At 59.9% G+C, this 23,468-nt stretch carries 18 protein-coding genes; 8 read left to right on the top strand and 10 right to left on the bottom strand.

Annotated elements, in window-relative coordinates:
- Positions 1 to 57 precede the first annotated feature (57 nt).
- The 4 genes from ACFSR7_RS14055 to ACFSR7_RS14040 all read left to right on the top strand — a co-directional run bounded on the left by ACFSR7_RS14055 (position 58) and on the right by ACFSR7_RS14040 (position 4,020).
- Positions 58 to 717, top strand: a complete 660-nt coding sequence (locus ACFSR7_RS14055) for a response regulator (protein WP_378162492.1) — start codon at positions 58 to 60, stop codon at positions 715 to 717.
- A 49-nt stretch (positions 718 to 766) separates the two neighbouring features.
- Complete coding sequence (locus tag ACFSR7_RS14050; RefSeq protein ID WP_378162490.1) at positions 767 to 1,897, top strand: AbrB family transcriptional regulator; 1,131 nt, start codon at positions 767 to 769, stop codon at positions 1,895 to 1,897.
- A 400-nt stretch (positions 1,898 to 2,297) separates the two neighbouring features.
- Entirely contained in the window at positions 2,298 to 3,311 is a 1,014-nt protein-coding gene (locus ACFSR7_RS14045; RefSeq protein WP_378162488.1) for an SPL family radical SAM protein, read from the top strand.
- 100 nt (positions 3,312 to 3,411) lie between these two features.
- Positions 3,412 to 4,020, top strand: coding sequence for a DUF3298 and DUF4163 domain-containing protein (locus ACFSR7_RS14040; RefSeq protein WP_378162486.1), 609 nt, complete (start codon positions 3,412 to 3,414; stop codon positions 4,018 to 4,020).
- Between the two features lie 135 nt (positions 4,021 to 4,155).
- Here ACFSR7_RS14040 and ACFSR7_RS14035 read toward each other — a convergent pair whose 3' ends face one another.
- Complete coding sequence (locus tag ACFSR7_RS14035; RefSeq protein WP_378162484.1) at positions 4,156 to 5,184, bottom strand: phosphodiester glycosidase family protein; 1,029 nt, start codon at positions 5,182 to 5,184, stop codon at positions 4,156 to 4,158.
- A 415-nt stretch (positions 5,185 to 5,599) separates the two neighbouring features.
- On the opposite strand from ACFSR7_RS14035, the gene ACFSR7_RS14030 reads away from it, so the two are divergent.
- Positions 5,600 to 6,487, top strand: a complete 888-nt coding sequence (locus ACFSR7_RS14030; RefSeq protein WP_378162483.1) for an aldose epimerase family protein — start codon at positions 5,600 to 5,602, stop codon at positions 6,485 to 6,487.
- 109 nt (positions 6,488 to 6,596) lie between these two features.
- Here the strand turns inward: ACFSR7_RS14030 and ACFSR7_RS14025 are convergent, their stop codons facing one another.
- The 6 genes from ACFSR7_RS14025 to ACFSR7_RS14000 form a co-directional block, all read right to left on the bottom strand.
- Positions 6,597 to 7,472, bottom strand: coding sequence for a TetR/AcrR family transcriptional regulator (locus ACFSR7_RS14025; RefSeq protein ID WP_378162481.1), 876 nt, complete (start codon positions 7,470 to 7,472; stop codon positions 6,597 to 6,599).
- A 30-nt stretch (positions 7,473 to 7,502) separates the two neighbouring features.
- Positions 7,503 to 10,679: an efflux RND transporter permease subunit gene (locus tag ACFSR7_RS14020; RefSeq protein WP_378162479.1), complete on the bottom strand. Its 3,177-nt coding sequence runs from the start codon at positions 10,677 to 10,679 to the stop codon at positions 7,503 to 7,505.
- Between the two features lie 404 nt (positions 10,680 to 11,083).
- Complete coding sequence (locus tag ACFSR7_RS14015; protein ID WP_378162477.1) at positions 11,084 to 11,791, bottom strand: SDR family oxidoreductase; 708 nt, start codon at positions 11,789 to 11,791, stop codon at positions 11,084 to 11,086.
- Positions 11,788 to 12,243, bottom strand: coding sequence for a VOC family protein (locus ACFSR7_RS14010; RefSeq protein WP_378162475.1), 456 nt, complete (start codon positions 12,241 to 12,243; stop codon positions 11,788 to 11,790). The genes ACFSR7_RS14015 and ACFSR7_RS14010 overlap by 4 nt, the downstream gene beginning before the upstream one ends.
- Before the next feature lie 48 nt (positions 12,244 to 12,291).
- The gene (locus tag ACFSR7_RS14005; RefSeq protein WP_378162473.1) at positions 12,292 to 13,338 is read right to left on the bottom strand and encodes a LacI family DNA-binding transcriptional regulator; all 1,047 of its coding nucleotides are present in this window, start codon (positions 13,336 to 13,338) and stop codon (positions 12,292 to 12,294) included.
- A gap of 460 nt (positions 13,339 to 13,798) precedes the next feature.
- Positions 13,799 to 15,289 (bottom strand): DHA2 family efflux MFS transporter permease subunit, encoded by a 1,491-nt coding sequence (locus tag ACFSR7_RS14000; RefSeq protein ID WP_378162471.1) that lies wholly within the window; start codon positions 15,287 to 15,289, stop codon positions 13,799 to 13,801.
- 230 nt (positions 15,290 to 15,519) lie between these two features.
- On the opposite strand from ACFSR7_RS14000, the gene ACFSR7_RS13995 reads away from it, so the two are divergent.
- Positions 15,520 to 16,146, top strand: a complete 627-nt coding sequence (locus tag ACFSR7_RS13995; protein ID WP_378162469.1) for a TetR/AcrR family transcriptional regulator — start codon at positions 15,520 to 15,522, stop codon at positions 16,144 to 16,146.
- A gap of 78 nt (positions 16,147 to 16,224) precedes the next feature.
- Here ACFSR7_RS13995 and ACFSR7_RS13990 read toward each other — a convergent pair whose 3' ends face one another.
- Both ACFSR7_RS13990 and ACFSR7_RS13985 read right to left on the bottom strand, forming a co-directional pair.
- The gene (locus ACFSR7_RS13990) at positions 16,225 to 16,911 is read right to left on the bottom strand and encodes a phosphatase PAP2 family protein (protein ID WP_378162467.1); all 687 of its coding nucleotides are present in this window, start codon (positions 16,909 to 16,911) and stop codon (positions 16,225 to 16,227) included.
- Between the two features lie 23 nt (positions 16,912 to 16,934).
- The gene (locus ACFSR7_RS13985; RefSeq protein ID WP_378163048.1) at positions 16,935 to 18,797 is read right to left on the bottom strand and encodes an LTA synthase family protein; all 1,863 of its coding nucleotides are present in this window, start codon (positions 18,795 to 18,797) and stop codon (positions 16,935 to 16,937) included.
- Positions 18,798 to 19,028: 231 nt separating this feature from the next.
- On the opposite strand from ACFSR7_RS13985, the gene ACFSR7_RS13980 reads away from it, so the two are divergent.
- Positions 19,029 to 19,331 carry a hypothetical protein gene (locus ACFSR7_RS13980; protein ID WP_378162466.1) on the top strand — a complete coding sequence of 101 codons (303 nt, stop codon included), beginning with the start codon at positions 19,029 to 19,031 and terminating at the stop codon, positions 19,329 to 19,331.
- Here ACFSR7_RS13980 and ACFSR7_RS13975 read toward each other — a convergent pair.
- On the bottom strand, positions 19,301 to 19,825 hold the full coding sequence (locus tag ACFSR7_RS13975) for a glycoside hydrolase N-terminal domain-containing protein (RefSeq protein WP_378162464.1): 525 nt from the start codon (positions 19,823 to 19,825) through the stop codon (positions 19,301 to 19,303). The genes ACFSR7_RS13980 and ACFSR7_RS13975 overlap by 31 nt on opposite strands.
- Before the next feature lie 306 nt (positions 19,826 to 20,131).
- On the opposite strand from ACFSR7_RS13975, the gene ACFSR7_RS13970 reads away from it, so the two are divergent.
- Positions 20,132 to 23,419: a DEAD/DEAH box helicase gene (locus ACFSR7_RS13970; RefSeq protein WP_378162462.1), complete on the top strand. Its 3,288-nt coding sequence runs from the start codon at positions 20,132 to 20,134 to the stop codon at positions 23,417 to 23,419.
- Positions 23,420 to 23,468 lie beyond the last annotated feature (49 nt).

Raw genomic sequence — 23,468 nt, 5'->3', positions numbered from 1 at the left:
GGGCTTCGATAAGGGTGAAATGTGCCTTATAATGAGGCTCAAAGGGAGTGAACGCGGGTGTATAGGATCTTAATCGCCGACGACCAGACGCTCATGCGTGATGGCCTGCAGACGATCATACAGCTCGAAAACGACATGGAGGTCGTCGGGACTGCCGAGAATGGCGAAGATGCTTGCGCGCTGGCGATTCGTCACAGGCCGGATCTGGTACTGATGGACATCCGCATGCCCGTGATGAACGGCATCGAGGCGGTCAAAAAGCTCCGGCAGGATGCTCCGGACGTCAGGGTTCTCATGCTGACCACCTTCGACGAGGATGACTACATTATCGAAGCACTCGCGAACGGCGCCGTCGGGTTCCTGCTCAAGGATATCCAGAGCGACAAGCTGCTCCAGGCGATTCGCGACGCGTCCCGCGGCGAGATGATGCTGCCCGCCGGGATCGCGGCCAAGCTGGCGGCACGCCTCTCTTCCCCGCATGCAGGCAAACCGTCGAGTTTGCGCGCACGCGGCCGGACGGACGGGCTCAAGTTCACGGACCGCGAGCTCAGCATTATTGCGCTGATGGTCGAGGGACGAACGAACCGCGAGATCGCCGGTCAGCTGTTTATGAGCGAAGGCACCGTTAAAAATTACGTCAGCACGATCTACGACAAGATCGGGACGAACGATCGCACGCAAGCGGTTATTTGGCTGAAAGAAATGGCCAACGGTTGAACCGGCCGAGCGGGATGCGACTGCGGCGTTCGTCAAGAAAGGAAAACGTATGAAATCCAACGTCCCACCTGCTGCCCCCGGCCGAACGGCGCGGGGGCTCATCGCGCTGATTACCGCACTGGCGGGCGGTACCCTGATGCATGTATTGAACTGGCCGCTGCCCTGGCTTCTCGGGCCGATGATCGGCGCATTGATCGGATCCTCGATTTGGAAGGGCAAGTATCACTGGCCGAGTCCCGTACGCAATGCAGGCATGATCGCCGTCGGGTATACGATCGGCTTGTCGCTCACCGGCGCCGCGCTGCGGGAGATGGGCGCGCAGCTGCCTACGATGCTGCTGATGACCGCGCTGCTGCTCCTGCTGTGCGCCACGCTCGCCGCCGTCGTTGCGAAGCTAGGCGGAATCCCTTATCTCACCGCGCTGATGGGCAGCATACCTGGTGGGCTCACGCAGGTACTCATTTTGGCGGAGGAGACCAAAGGCGTTAACTTGACCGTTGTCACGATTATCCAAGTCGTGCGACTGATGTTGATCGTGATCTGCATCCCGCTGCTGATCTTCAGCCCGATCTTCGGCTTTCAGGCCGGCGAAGCCGCAGGCGCGGTTGCGGCCCCTGGCGTGCATACGGATTGGGCCGGACTATGGCCGGCGCTTCCGATTTACGCGGCAGTGTGCACGTTGTTTGCAATCTTGGGCAACAAAGTCCGTTTCCCGACCGCTTTCCTGCTCGCTCCCGCGCTCGGTGCGGCGCTGCTTCAGGCGGCCGGCCTGCATGGACCTTCGCTGCCCGCGCCGATCATCGATGCGGCGCAGCTGGCCATCGGGACGTACGTCGGACTGCTGCTAAAGCCAGCGCAGCTCGAGCGTAAGCTGCGGACGTTAACGCTCGCGGCGCTGAGCGGAGTCGGCTTGCTTGTCTGCGCGATCGGCTTGAGCTTCCTGCTGACCAAGATCCATCCTTTATCGCTGCCCACAGCCTTGCTCAGTCTCGCGCCAGGCGGCATGGACCAAATGGGCATCGTCGCCCACGAGATCGGCGCGGATCTGTCGACCGTGGCGGGATACCAGCTTTTCCGCACGTTTTTTATTTTCTTCGCCGTCCCGCCGTTGCTCAGATGGATCATTCGACTCGCCTCACATCGCGCCAAGGACGACCAATCGGGGCAGAAGACGTCTTAGAGGCTTGCTTCCGGAAGCACTTTGCGGGCTGGCGAGCCTCCTGGCCGCAAGTGCTTTTCCTCGAAAGCACTCTGCGTCGGGACCCCCCACTCCGATCACAAGTGCTTTCCATCGAAAGCACGCTGCGTCGGGACACCTCACTCCGCTCACAAGTGCTTCCCCTCGAAAGCACTTTGCATCGGAATACCCCACTCCGTACACAAGTGCTTCCCTTCGAAAGCAAATTAACCCTCCTCTCCGCTCGCATATGTTCTTTTTCAAAAATCCGCATCTCCGCACTCCCCATACTGACCAACTGGTAACCATCCATTCTTTACTCCTCTCCCGAATTCTGTTATCCTAAAACAGGAACAAACGTTCTCCTTTCATTTAAAACACTTCCTCGGAGGAGGTCCCCAGGATGAATCCGACTCAATATTTGCCCATGCGGGCCAAGACGATCCTAAACGCGGTGACCGCCCACTCGATGCCCTTCGATTGGTCGATCAACCCGTATCGCGGCTGCCAACACGGGTGCAGCTTCTGCTACGCGCGAAGCACACACGCCTATCTCGGCGAGGCGGCGGACGACACGTTCCAGCATCGGATCTTCTACAAGGACGACGCGCCTGCCATCTTGCGCGCCCAGCTGCAGCGCATGCGCGCGCGGGGCAAGCTTCCGTCGCACGTCGCGATCGGCACCGCGACAGACCCTTACCAGCAGCTCGAGGCCAAGACCAAGCTGACGCGCGGATGCCTGGAGACGCTCGCCGAGTTCGGCGTAGGCGTCAGCATGACCACCCGCTCGCCGCTCGTGCTGCGGGATCTGGATCTGCTGCGCGAGCTGCCCGGCGCCTCGGTGAACATCAGCATCCATACGCTGGATGCCCGCATCTGGCGCACGTTTGAGCCGTCGACGCCGTCACCCGCGCGGCGTCTCGAATGCGCGCGCACGCTGAACGAGGCCGGCGTTCGCGTCCACGCCTTTGCTGCGCCGATTCTTCCGCTGCTTACCGACGGCGAATCCGACACCGAGGCGCTCGTCCAAGCGCTCGCAGACGCCGGCGTTCGCCATATGATGTCGTCGTTCCTGCGGCTGTCCACGCCGGAGGTCAAAAGCTGGTTTTTCTCGGTGCTGCGTACGGCCTACCCCGAGCTCGCCGAAGCTTACGGCAAGCTTTACTGGCATTCAGCGCGTCTCCCGGACAGCTACCGGCGGCCGGTCTACGCCCGAATCGCGGCGCAGATGAAGCGCCACGGCTTATCCGAGATTGGCGCACTGGAAGTGCCTAAGGGCGATGCCGCATATGCATTGGGCGCCGCTCCCTCCGCTGAACGAACAGCCTCGCCCTCTCGCCCGGAGACGACCGATTCGCCGTTCCCGAGCGTAGACGGCGCTTCGCCGTGCCACCCCGTGCAGTTGGCGCTTTTCTGACTAAAGGACCGCGCCTCCAACATCCGTGCCCGGCACCCCCACTTCCCCCGGCGCATAAGCTGTGAAGACAATCGCCTAGCGCAGGCAAAGGGGAATGAAAATGAACGTACAGACCTTAATGCTTCCGATCTCGATCGAGCGGACCGCGAAGCCCCCGCTCAAGCTCAGCACGCCCGTCATTACGGGCGGCACGGGCGAGGAAGCCCGCAAGACTATGAACGAGGCGATCAAGCGGGAAGAAGCTTCGCTGATGTCCACCCAAGGCTATCCGTCTCCCGACGTACAGGAGATGGACGGCACGTTCGAGTTGAAGACGAACCAGCGCGGCGTCCTCAGCCTATCGCTGCTTAATTATGTGTTCACGGGCGGCGCGCACGGCAATACGATTCAAAAGTCGCTGACCTTTGACGCGGACACGGGCCGTTCATACAAGCTTAAAGACTTGTTCAAAAAAGGCGCCGACTACGAAAAGAAGCTCAATGCGCTCATCGAAGCCCAGATCAAGGCGCGCAAGCTCCCGCTGCTGTCCTCCTATCCGGGGATCGCGCCGGACCAGGATTACTACATCGCGGACAAAGCGCTCGTCATTTATTTTCAGCTCTACGATCTGGTCCCTTACGCCTGGGGCTTTCCCTACTTCCCGATCTCCGTCTACGCCATCCAGGACATCATCGACGAGGACGGACCGCTCGGCGCCATGATGTATTGAGACCAATCGGCAGACATCCCGCCGCGAAAAAAGGAAGGCCGCCTTCGCCGCGGATGCGGTTCGGCAGCCTTCCTTTCAAAGCTGTCCGGCGCAATAGCCGCCCCCAACATCACGAGGCTTGTATGCGCCGATCCATTACCATCTACTTGGATCGATATCCTGCGGCGTCAGGCCGGCCCAGACGTTCGGCACGTCCACCGAAGCCGGATCGTTGAATACCAGGAAAGCCGTCGGCAAGTATCTCCCGCCTTCCCCCTTGGACGAAGGCTTATTTACAAGCTCGCCGCCCTCCTTGACCAGCACGGTGGACGAGCCGCCGTCGAGATTAGCCGCGATGACCGCCCCGTGCTCCAGCATGATCTGCTGGCAATCGTACAAGTCGGCGCCGATGCTGTAGCCGATCTGCCGGCCGTCGATGATGAGGAACAGAATCTTGCCGTCAGCCCGCTGGCCCATGACCGACCGCGGCGCGATGCCCCAGCCGTTCGCGTGGTTTTTGATCAGCCCTTTGCCGTTGACGATGATCCGGGGCTCGAAGCTGACCGCCTCGGAGATGCCGAGATCCATCAGCTCCTTGACCGAATAATGCCCGGCGATCATCTTGCCGTTCTTGTCCAGCCCTACGATCTGCGTGCTGCCGTTCTTGCTGTCCAGCCCGTTGTAATAAATCTTGCCCTGCGTAATGACGAGGCCGATCGGCTGGAAGCCGTTGCCCTGCCAGTTAGGATCCGCGAAGCCGCCGGCATTGACGCCCGCAATCGCGCCGGTCCGCTTGACCATACTCGGCACCTTCTCGCCTTTGCCCGCCTTCGCCGGCACCACGAGCCGGATCTTGGTCGGATCCGATACGGTCAGCAGATAGCCATGGAAGCCCTTCCCGTCCACTTCTTCAATGGACGTGAGCGGCTCCGTCGCAGATGACTCGTTCTCATGGGCGTCGTCCGCGGGAAGCGCGATCTCATGGGTATCTTTTTCTTCGCCCATGTCCTTAAACTGCTCGGCATAGGCGGCTACACGCTCCTTGAGCCCTGCATCGCCGATCAGATACTTCGCGTATTCGCGGTGCTGCGTGGTGATGATGACGTCCGCCATCCGATAGCGAACCGAAGTGCCCGAAGGCGTCACGAAAAACCAAACGGCAAACGACAGCGCAAGAAACGCCATCGTCCAGAAAAAAGCGACGAAACGCCGCCATGCTTTATTTTTCTTGCGGCGCGGGCTTGGACCCGACCGCGTTGACTTGTTGGCATAAACCTCCGCCCGGGAACGCCCTCCTGGCGAACCTCCCGGTGTCGATACATGAGGATTAGGAATGATGACACGCTCCTGTCTGTTGGCGAATCTACCGAAGTAGACGATTCATGCGTACGAAGTGTTGCATTTCGCGACAAATTGGGTATACGGTCCGACCATTCCGCCGGCGTCCGACACCATTGCCCAGGAAATGACAGTCTAAAATGTCGTTCAACCTTCGCATTTGCCGTCATATTCGGTTACCATAAGGCGGACGAACTTGTTATAATGGACCGAAAGCCGCCATGCAGGACTGCTGCGGCACACGGGATCGGAGGCCTGCTCAATGAGCGACAACATTCAAACGAAAACCTACGGAATATCAAACCGCACCGATACATATGTCGTCTACGAACTGACCGACAGCGCGACGGACTCCCAAGTCACCATATGCCCGCAGCGAGGGGGAATCGTCATCGGCTGCCGCCTGAACGGCGAAGAGCTGCTTTATCTGGACCGCGATACGTTTATCGACCCGGCCGCGAACATTAGGGGCGGGATTCCCGTGCTGTTCCCCATTTGCGGACAGCTCCAAGGCGGCGCCTACGAATGGGAAGGACAAACCTACCGCATGCGCAACCACGGCGTCGCCCGCACTTCCGCCTGGGGAGTCGTGAACGCCTACGCGGACGAAGACGAAGCTGCGCTGACGCTCGAGCTACATAGCAATGAAGAGACGCTCGCGTCTTATCCCTTCGAGTTCGAGCTTCACTTCACCTACCGGCTGAAGGCTGGCAAGCTCTATATCGAGCAATCCTACAACAACCTGTCCGATCGCGACATGCCGGTCCATGCCGGGTTCCATCCTTATTTTATATCGGCCGACAAGCAGCTCAATTACACCTCCGATGCAACCAAGACGCTCGATTACAATGACGGCCAAGTCAAGCCGTTCGAAGGTACGATCGATCTCGCCGGTCTGGTCGAATCGATCGCGCTTCTTGATCCGAAGACGCCGGAAATTGCTTTTCCGTCGCCATCCGGCCGCAAGATCAAGCTGAGCTACAGCGATGTTTTCGGCGTCGTGGTGCTCTGGTCCGTCGAAGGCAAGCCTTTCGTCTGCGTCGAGCCTTGGACCGCGACTAACGAAGCGTTGAACCGTAAAGAAGGTCTCATCCTAGTGCCGCCCGGCGACAGCCTGGACGCCGACTTCACGATCGAGACCGAAGCCTGATCCCAGACTTGCGAGCCTGATCCAAAATTGCGAACCTGCGCCCGCACTGCAAAGCGGCCTGCCGCGCCTGATCATCCCGGGGGATGACGAGGGCGGCAGGCCGCTTTTTTTACGGTTCGAGCTTGAGCATGGCGCCCGCCGCTTCAAGACGGGCGAGCCATGCCGGCAGACAAAGCGCCTTTAGATAGGCGTATAAACTGCGCGCGATAATCCGGTCCGGGATCGGCTGGCCGATCTCCTCGATCAGCCTGCCGGCCGCCTCGAGCAAATCGGAGCGCCGTTCGGGTTCAAGCTCGTCCGGGCCGCTTTGATCTACGATGCGAACGAACTCGCGCAGCGCAGCGACGTACTCGCCGTCCAGTCCGCGCTTCTTCCCCTCGTCGTCCATAAGCGGCGTTGCGCCGCGTCCGGCAAATCCGGCCATCACGTCGTCGAGCCGGTCAAGCAGATAGTCCCCGAGCCGATCGCCTTTTATATTCCGCTTTTCCAGCAGGCAGGTATGCATGATCTCGTTCAGCATGCCGCTGAGCAGGTGCGCGCCGTCCCGGCCGTATGCAGCCGCAGTCTCGCCATAGATCGCAACGATGTACTGACGCTTCCACATCAGCAGCCGATCGCGCAGCTCGTGCAGCAGCTTGGATTTTTGCTCCTGCCCGATATTGACCTGCGGCTCCTGCATAAGCATCATGAGGAATTCCCAGTTGTTCTGAAAATACTCGAAATGTCGAATGAGCTGCCGCCTGAACTGCTCGCGCGGACCGAGCTGCCGTTCGTCCGGCAGCACGGCGAGCTCGGCCATCATCCGTTCGACGAAGTGCCAGATGACGGCCAGCAGCAGCTCTTCCTTGCCCTTGAAGTAAAAGTAAATCGAACCTTTCGCCATCCCGAGCTCGTCGACGATCTCCTGAATGGACGTCGCGTGGAATCCCTTCCGCGCGAAGCAGCGCATGGCCGCTTCTATAATCTGAAGCTTGCGGGCACTCATGTCTGATCCTCCCTAGCGGAAGAAGCTTGCTTAGAAGCTGCTGGCCTTGGACTTGCGACTCAGCTTCGCGCGCAGCTTCATCAGCGTCTCGTAGGCAATCGGCACGATTAGCAGCGTGAGCAGCGTGGAGCTGACCAGACCGCCGATGACGGTGACCCCGAGTCCCTTGGAGATGATGCCCGCGCTCTCGAAGCCGAACGCCAGCGGCAGCAGCGCGCCGATTGTGGCGAGCGCGGTCATGAGGATCGGACGCAGACGCGTGCCCGCCGCTTCCAGGATAGCTTCCCTCGTGGAGAGGCCTTCGTTTTCCTTATGAATGACCCGGTCGATCAAGACGATCGCGTTGGTGACGACGATGCCGATCAGCATGAGCGCACCCATCAGCGCGGATACGCTGAGCGTCTCCCCGGTCAGCCAGAGGGCGACCAGACCGCCGATGATCGCAAACGGCAGCGAGAACATGATAGCGAACGGCGCCAGACCGCCGCCGAACGTCAGGACGAGTACCAGATAAACGATCGCGATCGCCGCGGCCATAGCCAGGCCGAGCTGCGTGAACGTCTCGTTGATTTGCTCCGTGACGCCGCCGTAACTGACCTCTACGCCTTTAGGCAGCTTCAGCTCGTCTACTTTGTCTTGCAGGTCGGACGATACCTTGGCGACGTTGGACGCCGTAATCTCGGCGCTGACCGTTGCGACCAGGCGTCCGTTCTCCCGGGCGATCGAGTTCGGCGCCGTGCCTTCCTTAACGTCCACTACATCCTTGATCGGCACCTGGATGCCGAGCGGAGACTGCAGCTTGACGTTGCCGATATCCTCGATGCCGCCGTAAGTCGCGGTTTCCTTTTCCACGAAGACGTCGTACTTCTTGCCGTCCTCCTGGATCCGGGCCAGCGCCTGGGATTGCTGCTGCGGCATAAGCGCCATCGCGACTTGGCCCGCCGTCAGGCCGTATTGGCTCAGCTTCTGCTGATTCGCCGCGAGCGTGTACTGCTCGTACGTCTTGGACAAGCTCGTATCGACTTTCTTGAAGTTGCTGTCCTGCTTCATGAGTTCGGCCACCTGGTTAGCGGCCGTGCCGACGGCCGTCAGGTCGTCGCCGTAGATGCTCATGCTGAACGTGCTGCCGCCGACGCCGCCGGAGAAGTCCATCTCGGACCAGGTTCCTTCCGGCACGAGCGCCTGCAGATCGGTTATCATCTTTTCCTTTTTGTCCGCAAAATGCTTTGTTTCGTTCTTGAATTGCAGGTAGAACAGACCGCCCTTGGAAGGGCCCGGCGACAGCGGATTGCTGCCTCCGATCGAGTACTGCATATTCGTAATATCCGAATCCTTGAGCAGCGCCTCTTCGACCTTGAGCGCGCGAGCCTCGACGTCGGACAGCAACGCGCCCGGTTCCGGAGAGTAAGTGATCATCGTATACTTCTCTTCCTCCGCCGGGAGGAAGCTCGCGCCGATGACCGGGATCAGGAACAAGCTTGCAACGAGGATAACGAGCGAGATAACGACCGTGATTACCTTGTGGCGCAGCGCAGCCGACAGAATCCGGCGGTAGCCCAGCGCCATCTTGCCCGGCTTGTCTTCATGATCATGTCCCTTGCCTGGCTTCACGCCGTTCTTGAACAAAGTGTGCGCCAGCATCGGCACGACCGTGATCGCCACGAGCAGCGAAGCGAGCAGAGCGAATACGATCGTTAGCGCGAAGGGCAGGAACAACTGTCCGACCATCCCGCTGACCGTGCCGAGCGGCAGGAATACCGCAATCGTAACGATGGTCGACGACATAATCGGCATAAACATCTCGCGCGTCGCCTCCAGCACGAGCTCCTTGCCTCTCAGTTTCTCCCCCGTAAGCGACATCCGTCTGTATATGTTTTCGATAACGACAATGGAATCGTCTACGACCCGGCCGATCGCGACGGTCATCGCGCCCAGCGTCATGATGTTAAGCGTGATGTCGAACTGCTTGAGCAGCAGCACGCCGATAATGAGCGACAGCGGGATCGACAAGATGGAGATCAGCGTCGTGCGGATATTGCGCAGGAACAGCAGGATGATGATGACCGCGAACAGCGCGCCGAACAGCGCCTTGCTCAGCATCGTCTCGACCGACTTCTCGATCGGCTTGCCTTGGTCGAGCAGCGTCGTCAGCGACAATTCCGGATGGTCGGCCTTGATTTGCTCGGCCTTGTCCTTGACGGCATTAACGACATCCACCGTGTTGGCGTCGTTCGACTTGACGATCTGGATCCCGATCGAGTCCTTGCCGTTGGTGCGGGATATAGACTCGGATTGGGACACGAGCTCCACGTTGGCAAGCTCGCTCAGCTTGACGGTCGGAATACCCGTCGCTGCGCCGCCGGCCCCATTAGCCGTGCCTGCAGCGCCGTTAGCGCCTGTGCCGCCCGCAGCCGCACCGCCCTGACCGCCTTGTCCTGCGCCGGTTGCGCCTGCGCCAGCCGAAGCGGGTACCGCCGGGATCGCCAGGTTTTTCAGGTCGTCCAGCGTCACGACACCGCCGTCAACCAGGATCGACTTTTCCGTTTTGCCCATCGTAAAGATGCCGAGCGGCACTTCGACGGCATTCGCTTGGATCATTTGCTCGACCGACGCTTCAGTCAGGCCGTATTGCGCGAGCTTGGCTTGGTCGAAGGCCAGCTTGACCTCTTTGACCGATTGACCCGAGATCTGGACGGACGCTACGCCCGAGATGTCCTCAAGAGCGGGCTGCACCACATCGCTCACGATCTTGGTCAGGTCCTCCAGACTGCCTTCGCCCGACGCACTGAGCGACATGACTGGGAACGTATTGATCGAAAACTTGGAAATGGTCGGCGTCTGTGCGCCTTCCGGCAGCGTCGTCGCCGCGATCGCTTCGCGGACGTCGCTCATCGCTCTGTCCATATTTTGGCCGAAGTCGAATTCCAGCGTAATGTTGGATACGTTCGACATCGACGTGGACGTAACGTTTTTAACGTTTTCGACGTTTTGCAGACGCTGCTCCAGCGGCTCCGTCACTTGCTCGATGACGCCCTGCGGGGCAGCGCCAGGCATGACTGTCGTGACGCTCAAATACGGAAACGACAGGTTGGGCAGGCTCTCCTGCTTCATGTTCAGACCTGAATACAAACCGGCCACCAGGACGATAATGGTAATCATCCAGACGGCGAATTTGTTTTTCAACGAAAACCCGATGATGCTCCTCATGCACTCCGCTCCTTTGATCTCTTTAACTGTCGGTCGCAGCCTGCCGTCACTCATGCAGCGCCGCAGCAACACGCTTCTTTTGCCATCCTATCGAACGATTGGTCAAATGTCAAACTATGCGTTCTATCAATGTTCGCCTGCCACTTCCGCCTCAAAAACCAGAATACGATCACTCCCCATTCGAACATCCGTTCAATTCACGCTGGCGGCCTCCTTCTCTTCTGACTCACCCGTTCGCGACGCGTCTTTTTTCTATACGCCGCCTTTGACCAAGCCGTTTCAGAATAACCGTTCCGGATCGGCCGGCCAGACCTCTCACCCGCATGCATATCTAAAAAAACGCGCTTCTCCGGTAGCCGACCACCGAAAAAACGCGTCCTTTATGCTGCGATTATATCCTGTTGTCAAATCGGCATCGCCTTGCCCGTATAATCGACGAACCAGGTCTCGGCCGGCACCACGGTCGTGCCCTCGATCAGATCGATAATGCCGAGCGCGCTCTCCGACGGGGACAGCGGCGCCGATTGTCCGCCCATGTCCGTGCGTATCCATCCCGGATGCACGGCGAGCGCCCGGATCCCCCTTGGCTTCAGCTCTTCGTTGAGCTGCTTCGTGAACATCGACAGCGCCATTTTGGACAGCGCGTACGGATAATCTCCGCCGTACGCGCCCGCGAAGCTGCCTGCGTCCGAGGCGATGTGCACGACGATCTCCGCGCCCGACAAGCTCTCCCGCATGAGGGGCGTCAAATGCTTGGCTACGATCAAAGGACCGTAGAGATTCACCTCGAACGTGCGCTTCAGGTCGTCCAGCTCGAGCGAAGCGATTCCGCCGCCACGGCCCAGCAGAATACCTGCGTTGTTCACGAGCGCGTCCAGGACGAAGCCCTCGTCCCGCAGCTTCGCGGCGAGCGCCTGCGCCTGCGACTCGTCCGCTACGTCGAGCGCCTCGATGCGCACCAGGCCCGGATAGCGCTCAGCGAGCTGCGCAAGCCCGTCGGCGGAGCGGCCTGCGTCCCGCACGCAAGCGACTACCGCGTGGCCACGGGCGGCCGCGATCTTGGCCAGCTCATATCCGAGGCCTCGTGCAGCACCGGTTATTAGCAGATTCATCGGTCGTTCTCCAGCAGCTCGACCAGCAGCTTCAGCTCGGACGACGTATCCATATAGGCATAGCGCCCGCCGGTATATTCGCCCTTTTGCAGCAGCTTGTGGCCATGGCGGCCGAGCAGTTCGATTTTTTCTTGCATCCCTTCGATAACGAAAGCGATATGGTGAAATCCCTCGCCGTCCCGTTCGAGCGACTCGCGCCAGGTGCTCGGGTGTTCATCCGGTTCGATCAGCTCGAGCTGCAGGGAGCCCATGTCGAAAAACGCCAGCTTCGCCCGCGCCTGGGAAGGCTGTCCGCCGTACTCGGTGCGCGCGATCTCCGGCGCGTCCGTCCAGAACCAGGACGGCTTGTCGATACCGAAAAATTCGGCGTAGGCTTGCGAGGTTTTCTCGATATCGCGGACGACCAGTCCGATTTGCGTTATCGTTTTGTTGCCCGGCAAGTTCTTCTTCACATTTAACCTCTCCTCTGTCGCTTAATGTCGGCCGCTTGCTGTCTGTACTTATTGCGCAATCGGACGGCAGGACTCCCGCCGGATGAGCTTGGATCTGGACATGTAACGAATCGCCGTTCCGTCGGCCCCCTCAATATGACCGATTACGTAATCCGTCAGACTGCTCATCATCTCGCCGAAATCGATCGCCACCGTCGTCAGGGCCGGCCGGTACCTTGCGCTCAGCGCATGATCGTCGAAACCGATGACGGACATATCCGCCGGCACCGACATGCCCGCCTCCTGAAAGGCGCGGATCGCGCCGAAAGCCACGCTGTCGTTGGCCATGATCATGGCCGTAGGCAGCCGCTTCTCTTCTTCCAGCAGCTTGCGGACCGCCTGGTAGCCCGCCTCTTCATGAAAAGATCCCGGCCGTACCCAAGGCTCATGTACCTCCAAGCCATGCTTGCGCATGGCGGCAAGGAAGCCGTTGTACTTGTCGACGCCGGAATAGCGGTTCATGTCGCCGTTCACGATGCCGATGTCGCGATGCCCGAGCTCGCTGAGGTAGTCCACTGCCAGGCTCATGCCGTGGGCATTGTCGAAGTTGGCGACGATCCGGTTGCCTTCGTTCTTGCCCGGCAAGTGCTGGTCCACGATGCCGATCGTGAAGCCCTCCGCGATCAGCTCCTCGATGAATGGCTCCTCGTTGGAAGCGCCGATGAAGATGCCCCCGTCCACGCGCCGCTGATAAAAAGCGTCCTTGACGCCCCGCACGTTGTCCGCGTCCGACGTGTTGCGGATAATATAGGTCAGCACGTAGTACCCTCGCGAAGACGCATGCTCGACGACGCTCGCGAGCAGCAGGTTGGTCAGCATGTCTCCCGAGACGCGGCCGGCTTCGATAACGAACAGGCCGATTGTCCGGGTGCCTTTGCCTGCAAGCACCTGCGCCGACAGGTTCGGCACGTAATGGTAGGCGTCGATGACCTCCATGACCTTCCTGCGCGTCTCGGACGGCACGTTGGCGTAATTGTTGATGACGCGGCTGACCGTGCTTCGGGACACGCCGGCGAGCCTGGCGATCTCGACCGAGTTGATTTCTGTTTTCTTCATGTATAGCCACCCTTTTTGGAACGCGATTCCGGGGTTGTAAACACGTGTTCACATTGTTATTCTAACGAATCTGTCTTTCGCGGTCAATCCCCGGCCTGGCGTTTCGACATTGACAATATGCATTGCCTTCATGTATTATAATATATTAGACAAGTGTTAACCCTCCTATTTTTCCTCTCAATAGGGGTCGATCCCCTCCCGTTCCCACACATCAATCCTTTTTACCAAGGCTGCTGGAAGGACACGAATTCAAGACTGGCGCGGTCATTGGAGCCGCAAGAACGACTGAGAGGCAGGGCTTTCGTTGCTTTCGTGCATGTGATTTACAGGAAAAATTGCGCGGTTTCGCTTGTATTGTCGGTTCAATTGCATAGCAATAAAAATTAGACCCCCGCAGGTACCCTGCGGGGGTCGTCCAATTAGGCAGGAAGCTGTCCGCGCGAACGCAGACAGACACTCGTTAGCCGACGATCATGTGCATTTCGGCTCCGGCTTTCCCTTCGGGCAGCGGATTCTTAGGTTTGGAGAGCAGCACGCCGAGCACCAGGCCGACGACGGCTACGCCGGTCAGCACGAGGAACGTGAAGCCGAACGCATCCGAGTACGTATGCAGGTCAGGCGCCTGCAGCTGCTTATCGGTCATAATATCCTTCATCCGCGACGCGGACAGCGTCGTAAGTCCCGCAACCGCGAACGACATCATGACCTGCTGCGCGGCGTTCGTGAGCGAAGTCACGCGGCCGACGAGATTTTGCGGAGCGGATTGAATCAGGTACGTGTTGAGCGGCATCATGAACAGTCCCATTCCTGCGCCAAGCAGCGCCAGTGGCAGGATAATCGCGCTCACGCCGGCTTCGGCGGAGATGCCGGACAGCAAGAAGGCGGACGCCGTAGTAACGATCATGCCGGCGAGCACGAGCGGGCGGGCGCCGAACTTGTCGCTCAGCTTGCCGCCGATCGGCATCATGATCGCCGAAGCGAGCGCCTGCGGAATCATGATCAAGCCGGTCTCGAAAGCCGTATATCCCTTAGCCTGCTGCAGGAACAGCGGGACGAGGAACATCGTGCCGAACAAGGCGATCTGCGATACCCATTGGACGATGATGCCGCGTGTAAACGTGCTGGAGCGGAATACGCGCAGCTCGAGCAGCGGATCGCGGCGCTTGAGCTCTACGATGATGAACAGGATGAGCGCTACCACGCCGATGCCGATACCCGCCAACGTAGAAGGCGCCGTCCAGTTGTTGCCCGTCGCGACCGTCTTGCCGCCTTCGGATACGCCGTAGACAAGCGCGGCGAAAGCGATCGGCGCAAGGATAATCCCGAGCATGTCGAGCGAAGCGACGGACTGGCGATCCATCTTGGGCAGCGTGCGAATGCCGAGAAAGATGCCGATGATGCCGATCGGCAGGTTCAGCAGGAAGATCCATTCCCAGCTTGCGTAGTCGACGAGCCAGCCGGCGATAACCGGGCCGAGCGCAGGCGCGAGCAGGATCGGGATACCGAGCATGCCCATGACCTGGCCGACCTTGCCGGGAGGCGACAGTCTGTAGATAAAGGCCATGGCGATCGGGCTGACGACGCCCCCGCCGAGACCTTGAAGAATGCGGAATGCGATGAGCATCTCGACCGAATTGGACAACGCGCACAGAAGCGAACCGATCGTGAACAGGCCGATCGCGATCAGGAACACCCGCTTGGCGCCGAAGCGATCCGACAGCCAGCCCGCAAGCGGGATAACGGCGGCCTGGGCCAACGCGTAGCCGGTGACCGTCCATTGGACAAGAGACAGGCTGTTCTGTTTGAATTCGACCATCAGCTGAGGCAGGGCGACGTTCACGGCCGTCCCGTCCAGGATGACCATAAATATGCCGACGATGATGGCGATCAGCGGCGCGAATACATCCCGGATGGATGTCGGCTGACCTGTCGATGCAGCATTGGCTTGCATTGTAGCGCTCCACTCTCCCTTTAGAGTAGCCGCTTGCCCCTGCGCCTCTCTCTGGACCTATCGCGCCGTTGACCGCCGAGAGGCTTCAACGTTACAATAGACTCACTTAAGGCTATAAAGGACGACGGCTTCTTTAAGCGGACATCTGTCCGCTTTTCAATGCCATGTTACCGGACAATTGTCCGTTTGTCAACGCGAAGTTCTATTCAATCTGGAAGGAGCGTCCCTCGATGATCAAGCCGCGCAAACGCAGCGACGCCGCCGAGAATTGCCGCCTCATCCTGCAGGCCGCGAAGAAGCTGTTCGCGGAGCAGGGCGTCCAGACGGTCAGCATGCATCAGATCGCCAAAACCGCAGGCGTCGGCCAAGGCACGCTCTACCGCTGTTACGCCCACAAGGGCGATCTGTGCGCCGCGATCGCCGAGCAGGTCGGCATGGATACGGTGAAGCAGCTGGAGGCGTTTCTGCTGACGAACAAGGACCGGCCTGCCTCCGAGCGGATCGGCGGCGTGCTTCAATACATTATTCAGTTCATCGATGAAAAATTTCAGCTTCTGCTGCCGATTCACACCGTCCATGACTGCGAGGACGAGTCCGCCTACTTTCGCTCGCCGATGTACCGCCTGGTCTGGGATAAGCTGACCGGCATGTACGCAGAACTGGATCCTGACTATGACTCGAGCGGGGCAACGGTGCAGACGGGCAATGCGAACGACGCCGCATGGGAGCGTGCCACCGCCAAAGCGCATATCCTGCTCAGCTCCCTGCATCCTGCCGGCATCATCCATATGCGCGAAAGCATGGGTCTGACCCGGGAGCAGATTACGCGATATTACTGCGAGCTACTCGCTCGGTAGGCAATATACCGCACCTATGCAAAAAAAAGCTGCAACTCCGTCGCGAGGACGGGAGTTGCAGCTTTTTCATATTCATCATCAGGAACTGTAGTACGAGCGCTTGGCCGTTTGTTTGGTCGTCCGCTTGGCTACCGATACGTCTCTGGCGAACCAGCGCTCGGCCAACACGACCGTCGGCAGCACGAGCTCGACGAGCATAATCGCGGCGACCAGATCGAGCAATACGTGCTGCTTGATGAACTGCGTCGACAGGATGATCAGCCCCGAGCCGATGCCGATTAGCGTCAGGCTGCGGCGGGTCTTGAAGGTGCTGCTGGCGAGAATGCGGAAAACCATGTAACTGGAGAAGCAATGGATACTCGGGAAGCAGTTGAAAGGCTGATCGCGATGATAAATGTATGCCACCAGCCGTGTGAACGGGTCGTTGCCGCTGAGCTGCGGCCGTGGCACGGTCGTCTGAAAAACGCTGTAGACCAAATAACAAAGGAGCGCGCACACCGTATAAGTAATGACCCCGCGGTAGAACGTCCGTACGTCCTTCACGAAAAAGTAAAGCAGGCACACGTAGATAAATACGATCCAAACCGAATACGGCAGTGCAAACCACTTGATAAAAGGAACGGCCCGGTCGAGCGGCGTCACGAGATTCCACACGCGGCCGTCCACCTGGTTCACCGCCGCATACATCATCCCGAGCACCGGGAATACCAGCATCGCGAGCAGCGGCGCGAATCGCTTGGCATACGCCTTTATATTTTTTTTCATAATCGACACCCTCCCCCGATCCGCTACTTGCGCTCCGGCAGGGAACGCACGTACCCGTCGGACATGCTGAGCAGCTTCATCGCGTTGTCATAGTTCGTGCGGCTGTTGCCGCCCGTCGTCTCTCCGCCGTCCTTGAAGCCGAGCGTACGCCCGTCCTCGAAGCCCGTGCCGGAGATGAACATCCCGCTGTCGTCGATATAGGAGCCCGTCGGCAAATAATAGCGTTCCGGCAGCATGTTGCCGGTTGAATTGAGCAAATCTTGGCCAAAATGAAGATGATCGGCCATCGACAGGCCGGCGAGGTTCGCAATCGTCGGAAAAATATCCGATTGACCGCCAAGCGTGCCGATCGTGCGATGCTCGGCCGCTCCTGCCGGCAGCTTGATCAGCAGCGGGATATTGAGCATATCGGTCAGCGCGTAGTCGCGGCCGAGCAGCTCCTTCATGAGCTTCTTCTCGCCGGACGTCAGCGAGTAGATGGGCAGGCCCTGATGGTCGCCGTACAGCACGACCGTCGTGTCGTCCCACAGCCCGCGCGCCTTCAGATCGGCGATCAGCTCGCCGAGCGCGTAGTCCGCATAGTTCTGGGCGCGGATGTAATCGCCGACAAGCGTGCCCTTGAAACGATCCGGCAGCTCCATCTTGTACTTGCGCGACGGAATCTTGTACGGATGGTGGCCGGACATGGAGATCAGCTGCGCATAGAACGGCTGGCCGCTCGCTGCCATCTCCGCCAGCTTTGCCGTGGACTTGGCGTACAGCACTTCGTCCGAAGCGCCGAACATGACCGTGTCCTCGTCGCCGAACAGCTTTTTATCGTAATACGTCTGCCAGCCGAGCGCCGGGTACAACTCGGTGCGGTTCCAGAACACGGCGTCGTTCGTATGGAACGTCGCGGTATCGTATCCGTTCGCGCCGAACAAACGCGGCATGCTGGGCAGCTCTCTGTCCGCGTATTCCTGCGAAGCCGCACCGTGGCTCGGCACGAACATCGACGTGTTCACGACGAACTCGGCGTCCGCCGTGTTGCCCTGGCCGACCTGCTGATAGAAACGGTCGAAGTAGAGGCTCTCGCCGACGAGCGCGTTCAGATTGGGCGTAATGACCTGGCCGTCCACGGACTTGCCGATGAGGAAGTTCTGCAGCGCCTCCATCTGGACGACGAGCACGTTTTTGCCGCTTGCCTTGCCCCAATAGAGCGGTGTGCCGGCCGGCGGCTCATAGCCCTTGATCTGGTCGATCTGTGCCTGCGTGATGCCCGAGACGTCGACCTGCTCGTCTTTGGAGGGCGCGAACGCCGCGTAGACCTCGTAGTTGATGATGCCCATCTTTTCCGCCTGCACGACCTCGTTCATGCTATGCCGGTAAGGCCAGACGGTGAAAATGCAAGCCGCCAGCGACAGCACGCCGATGACGGACAGCACGCTGCGCCGCTCGCGAATCTTGAGCCCGCGCCCCCATGCGCGGAACGACTTGCTCAGACACAGCAGGAGCAGCAGCACGACGAAGTCGGTGTAGATGAGCAAGAAATAAGGATGGAGCAACGAGAAGACGCTCCCCTTGACCTCCGTGACCTGGTTCACCTGCTGAAGCGCATGGTAGGTGACGATGACGCCGAAATACTTATAATACATAATCACTGCAAAATAGACCGATGTCAGAACGCCGTTCGCGGTCAGATACAAGCCGAGCTTGCGCCTGGGCGCGAGCAGTTCGATCAGGCAGAAGACGACCCACACGGACGGCAGGCCCGTCGCGAGCGGCGGCCACAGCCGCCAGCCCTCGAAGATGACGTACCCGGCCAGGTACATTTTCAGAATCATCAGGAGGGAAAACAACACAAACGGCTTCGTGAGCCAAAACCGTACCCGCTGCCATGCCATCATAAACACAAGACCGTCCCTCTAATTAATATAAATCGCAGGCCAAAAATGCCGACAAAATGTAAACTGCAAGTAAAAGCCGACCAAATCAACTTCATCATTATAGTCCTTTGCCGCCTTCAAATAAAGCGGTGCATGCAATTGCCAGCCGCCGCCCGAATCATGCCTGCCGCACGCTTCGCGCGTGGAAAAAATAAGCTATAATGTGGACATAACGAAAGGAAGTGTGCGAACGTGGCCATTCGATATACAAGACCCTACGATGAGATTTTGGATGAGCTGTCCGAGGCGCTGGCGACCATCCCGGACTGCTACGATACGTTCGAGATGGAGGCGCAAGATTGGGCGGACCTGACTCAGGCGGAAAAAGACGTGTGCATCCGCACGCTGGCCGACGACCTCTTCTACGTATTGGGCGCGGAGAAGACGGCGAGCGCGGGCTCCGGCAGCGTCGAGTACGACAAGGCGCATCATGTGATCAAGGTCGTGTCGACGCCGCAGCTCGTTCATATCGTGGGCCTCAGAGAAAAGGCCTGATTCTGTCCAGTCCTCTGCGATTCCGGCGCTGTCCTGGCACTGTCGGGCCAAATGCAAAAAGCCCTCCGCCACCTACGGCGCGAGGGCTTATGCTCGTTGCAAATGAAGTTTGAAAGCGATCCCACTCCGATTACGTCCCTGACTGAACGATCCGACACGGCCTGTCCAAAGGATTGTGCACGGCGCAAGCTTCGACGGCGCCTTCCCGCCAGCTCATATCCAAGCTGAAGCCGCCTCTCAGCCGCAGGCCTTCTTCTCGGCGGCCTCGGCCTCGCGCCCCGCCGCGATGAGCTCGCGGATAATCGGCAGACGCGGAGCCATCGCGATCGGTTCGGTTCTTGGTTGAAGGGGATAAACAGCCGCTCGTGCGACAAAACGATTCGCTCCGATGCGGCCTCCCCCATCACGATCGCCCCGATCGTGCCGTTGCCGCACAGCAGGCCTTCCTCCCAGCGCGCCGCCGGCCTGGTCAACGTATATCCATCCCGGTTCATGTAAGATGCTCCTTCAGGTTAACTATTAACAAGGCTGAATATTAATGAAGCTGAGTATTAATAAAGCTGATGATCGATAAGGCTTAATTTTTATACGCTCGATCGTTAACGCGGCTGACCACTTACGAAGCGAATCGACTTGCAAGGCCGTCCCCTGCGCGTCTCCCTACATCCAGGCACCTTAAAGCGCTTTCTTTTCAGTATAGCATGTTGAGGAAGCTGGGGCGCCGTCTAAAAGCGTTCAGGGCTGTGGTATAATGAAATATTACCATTCGCGCGCGCTGCCGCGGGGAAGGAAGCTCACGCATGATTTATCATCCGTCCCTCCAGCAGATCAAGCTGCTGTGCGGGCAAACCGCGTACGAGCGCGGCATGAAGCTCGATAAAGCGGGCAAGGCATTGGCGGCCGACGAGCAGAAGGACGAACGCCGGTACGACGCTTACGTATGGGGAGCCGAAGGGCGCCGAAGCGTGCGCATCGACCTGGGCGACTCCGGCATCGTAGACGCAAGGTGCGATTGCTCGGCCGCGCATTCGCAATATTATTGCGAGCATATCGCGGCCGCGCTGATCCAGCTGCACGAAGAGCGGGCGCCAGAGCCGGAGGAGCGTCCTTTTCCCGCGATGCCCTCGGTCAAGCGCGAAGCGCTGATCCCGACCCGCGACCTGCTTTTCACAAAAGGGTTGATCTCGTTGTTCGACGGTCCCTCCGGGGCGTCCGAGGCGATCGAAGATAACGGGGCCGAGGCCGGGGAGATCGTCCCGCTCGACGTCGAGTTCATCTGCAAAGCCGTCACCGAGAACACCCGCTCTCCGCTGCTCGCCGTCGAAATGAAGGTCGGCCCGAAGCGTCTTTACGTCGTGCCCAAGCTCAAGGAGTTCCTCGAACGAATCGAGCTCGGGCAATCTTGCGTGTTCGCCAAGCATTTCATCTACGATCCCGCCGTTCACATCTTCAAGCCCGAGGACCGCGCGATCGTCGACAAGCTTATCGTCGTCGCGCGCAGCGAGGCCGCGTACCGCGACGCCTTCCGCGCCGCTCCCGGCGGCATGGCCCTGTCGATGGACCGGCTGCTCATCCTGCCGCCGCTCGCCTGGGAGGACCTGCTGCCGCTGTTCGCGCAAGCGAACGTCCGCTTCGAGTACGGCATGCGAACGGCCGACACCGTCACCGTGACCGAGGAGCCGCTCCCCCTCGTCTTTGAGCTGGACAGCGCCGAAGATCTCGAAGGCTACCGGCTGGACATCCGGGGTCTCGAGAAGCTCGTCATCCTCGAAAATTACGGCTGCGTGCTCGCGGACGGAACGCTCCACCGCACGGGCGATGCGACGATCCGGCGGCTGGAGGAGCTCAAGCGGATGTTCGCCTACAAGCCGGCCAAGCAAGCGCTGATCGCGCCTGCCCAGATGGAGTCTTTTCTGGATCGCGTCGTCCCCTCCCTCAAGCGGATCGGGCGGGTCGACATCGCGCAGCCGATCGCGGACCGCATCGTCAGCCCGCCGCTCGCGGCGCGGCTCGATCTCGACTGGCTGAACGGCAGGCTGCTCGCCCGGCTCACTTACCGCTACGGCGACAAGGAGATCAACGCCCTGCAGGCGGACAGCCCGCTGCGGCGCGATGCCATCGACACTGACGCCATTCTCGTTCGCGACGTCGATACCGAGCACCGGATCATGGCCTTGATCGAGCGCGCTTCGTTCAAGTACAACGGCAGCGAGCTGTATCTGGAGGAAGAAGACCTCATCTATCGGTTCCAGTATCGGCTGCTGCCGGAGCTCGAGCGGCTCGTCCAGGTCAACGCGACGGCGCCGATGAGGCGGCTCATCCAGGATCTGCCCCCTGCGCCGCGCATGACGATCGACTACGACGCGCATGCCTCCTGGCTCGAGGTGCGCTTTGACGTCGAGGGCATCGAGGACGACGAGATCCGGGACATCCTGCGCAACCTGGTCGAAAAGAAGCCTTATTACCGCCTGTCCGGCGGCGGCCTGCTATCGCTGGAGGACGCCAGTTATACCGAGATCTCCCGGCTCATGGACGAGATGGGCATCCGCAAGGCCGAGATCAAGGGCGCCCGGCTCGATCTCGCAGCCGTACGCGGCCTGCCGCTCATGGATGCGGACGTTCGCGGCGGCAGCGTCAGGCTCACGCGGGCGCTGCGCGAGCTGCTGGACAATATGCGCAATCCGGACAATCTCGATTTCCCGATCCCCGACAGCCTTACGGCAACGCTCCGCGACTATCAGAAATTCGGCTACCAGTGGATGCGCACGCTCGCGCACTACCGGTTCGGCGGCGTGCTCGCGGACGACATGGGCCTCGGCAAGACGCTCCAGGGCATCGCCTTCATCGCATCGGTCGTAGAGGAGATCCGCGCCTCCGGACGCCCCGCGCTGATCGTGTCGCCGGCTTCGCTCATCTTCAACTGGAAGCACGAGCTCTCCCGCTTCGCGCCCGGCCTTCGGGTCCGCATGGCCGCCGGCGACAAGCAGGAACGCGCCGACACGCTATCCGGCATGGAGGACGCCGACGTCGTGATCACCTCCTATCCGCTGCTGCGCCGCGATATGGAGCTGTACGGGGAGCTCAAGTTCTACTGCCTCTTCCTGGACGAAGCGCAGGCGATCAAGAACCATGCGACCCAGACCGCGCAGGCTGTGGGCCGTATCCAAGCGGGCATTCGCTTCGCGCTCACGGGCACGCCGATCGAGAATTCGCTCGACGAGCTGTGGTCGCTGTACGACGCCGTTTTCCCCGACCTGTTCGGCAGCCGGCGCGAATTCGCCTCGCTCTCCCGCGAGCTCGTGGCGAAGCGCGTGCGCCCTTTCCTGCTGCGTCGGATGAAGCGCGACGTGCTGAAGGAGCTGCCGGACAAGATCGAGACGCTGCAGCACTCGGAGCTGACCGACGACCAGAAAAAGCTGTATGTCGCGTATCTCTCCAAGCTGCAGACCGAGACGCTGCAGCAGCTCGAGCACGACGGCTTCCAGAAAAGCCGCATGCGCATTCTGGCCGGGCTCACGCGGCTTCGGCAGCTGTGCTGCCATCCCGCGCTGTTCGTCGAAGGCTACGACGGCAGCTCCGGCAAGCTCGACCAGCTGCTCGAGATCGTCGGGGACGCGCTGGATGCGGGCAAGCGAATCCTGCTGTTTTCGCAGTTTACGTCCATGCTCGCCATCATTCGCGAAGAGCTGTCGCTGCGCGGCTTGCCCTGGTTCTATCTGGACGGCCAGACGCCGGCGGCTGAGCGCGTAGAGCTGTGCCGCAGGTTTAACGAGGGCGAGAACGACATCTTCCTGATCTCCCTGCGCGCGGGCGGCACGGGATTGAACCTGACCGGCGCCGATACGGTCATTCTGTACGACCTGTGGTGGAATCCCGCGGTCGAGCAGCAGGCGGCGGACCGGGCGCACCGGATCGGGCAAAAAAACGTCGTGCAGGTGATCAAGCTCGTCGCGGAAGGGACCATCGAGGAAAAGATGGTCGAGCTGCAGCAGCGCAAACGCGACCTCATCGCGGAGGTCATCCAGCCGGGCGAAGAGAGCCTCTCCGCCATGACCGAAGACGAGATTCGCGAGCTGCTGAACATTTAATCCAATATTTGTTGTCTCATATTGATTGCAAATCAAAACTTCGGGGTAT

The sequence above is a fragment of the Cohnella sp. GCM10020058 genome, assembly GCF_042683485.1.
Taxonomy (GTDB): domain Bacteria; phylum Bacillota; class Bacilli; order Paenibacillales; family Paenibacillaceae; genus Cohnella.
This window is presented reverse-complemented; position numbering and strand designations above follow the sequence as displayed.